This window comes from Mesorhizobium sp. M6A.T.Ce.TU.016.01.1.1 (assembly GCF_003997065.1).
Lineage (GTDB): Bacteria > Pseudomonadota > Alphaproteobacteria > Rhizobiales > Rhizobiaceae > Mesorhizobium > Mesorhizobium mediterraneum.
The window spans coordinates 1-1,455 of record NZ_RZTJ01000082.1 but is presented as its reverse complement, the minus strand read 5'-3'; the positions used below and the strand labels follow the sequence as shown (position 1 = coordinate 1,455).

The window sequence follows — 1,455 nt, the reverse complement described above, 5'->3', positions numbered from 1 at the left end:
GCCACAGACCTCGGACACCAGATTCTCGGTACCGTTCTTGCCGACTAAGCGTTTCCTCCGGTGTCTGACCTGACCATTGGATTTCGACCGCGACCTTGTGATTTCCCTTTGCCGCCAGAACGTCAGCCTTCCAGCGGTCACCTTCTGGCGTTTCACCCAAAACCTCCGTTTCGGCCGACCATCCGGATGCCCGGGCAGCTTCGACAGCAAGGAGTTTCAGATGCAGGTGCTCCTCGGTCTCGGGTGCCCAGTTGCACGCACCTACGGCTTTGTGAGCGAAGAACCTTGTGCCCAGGCGCGACCACTTCAAGGCAACCTGTGCTTGACAACACGGCATTGTGAGATGGCGAGCCAGCCTATTTTCCCGGGACAATGCCTCCCACTGATCGCCCGACAGGTCGAACGATTGGATACTGCTGCCATTGGGGTCGAGGCATCGGAGAGACATTACCAATTGTAAGCGTCTGACCTCTGACACGGCATTGTGCAACAACCTGATGCACAATTGGCGACGACATAGGCGGGGAGAAGATTCCTTACAGTCGAGAATTCACCTTGCCACCCGTCGTCGCCCTCCTGTGGCGGCGCGGAACAGGCTGCGGGAACTGCCTCCTCCAGCTCGCGGCCTAGCACCTTGCCGCGACAGGATCGGCGGCGTGTCGAGAATCGCAATCATCGTGCTTCACCCCCGAGCCGCAGGCTCCACCCTCAAACGACGGCCCAGGCCTGGAACCGCTTCCGGCCGGTGATTTCGCGCAGGTTGAGCGCGCCGACGAGATCCAGCGCCCCTTGGCGGCTGACATCCAATTCCTTCTGGACCATCGCCGTCGACACTAGCGGCCGCGCCAGCACTAGCTCGACAAGTTTTGGCAATTTCGAGCTCTTACGCCGCGACCGCAAACGCCGCTCCAGCTGTCCCCGGGCCATCACCAGCCGATCATGTTCCTCCAGCCCTGCCGACGCCGCCGTGTGGATGGTTTCGAGCCCGGCGAGCAAGCGCACGACTTTGTCGCGGGCGCGCCGTCGCTCCCTCGGGATTTTCTGCGCGCCGGCATGGAGGCCGGTGAGATGGTTGGCGGTCGTGCCGGCCTGTCGCAGCAGCGCCGCGGCCAACAGAGGCCCGAGCCAGGGCGCGTGTTGCAACACCTCGATCTCGGTCCAGGCGTCGATGAGCAGCGCGACCCCCAGCACGGCGGGCAGGTCTTTTGTTGCCTGCAGCACAGCTTTCCATTCGGCCAACCGTTCGTCTTCATTCCAGTCGAGATCGTAGACCAGCGTCGGCCGGTGATCCGCCGGCGGCCTTTTCGGGCCGGCCTCGATGCCGGCAAGCACGTTTGTCGAGCGGGCGAGCAAGGCATCGATTTCGGCGAACTCTTGCGCCAGCGCGTCCTGCTCGGCAGACGACGCCGCTTCATCGACGCCCTCCTCAGACGAGGCCCCCTCGCGGTCCCGGCC

General features: G+C 63.4%; 1 protein-coding gene. It reads right to left on the bottom strand.

Translation table 11 applies throughout. From position 1 onward, the window contains the following. Window positions 1-708: 708 nt before the first annotated feature. Window positions 709-1,455 (bottom strand): RHE_PE00001 family protein (locus EOC94_RS33290; protein ID WP_245465721.1); only part of this gene is annotated, 747 nt, incomplete at its 5' end.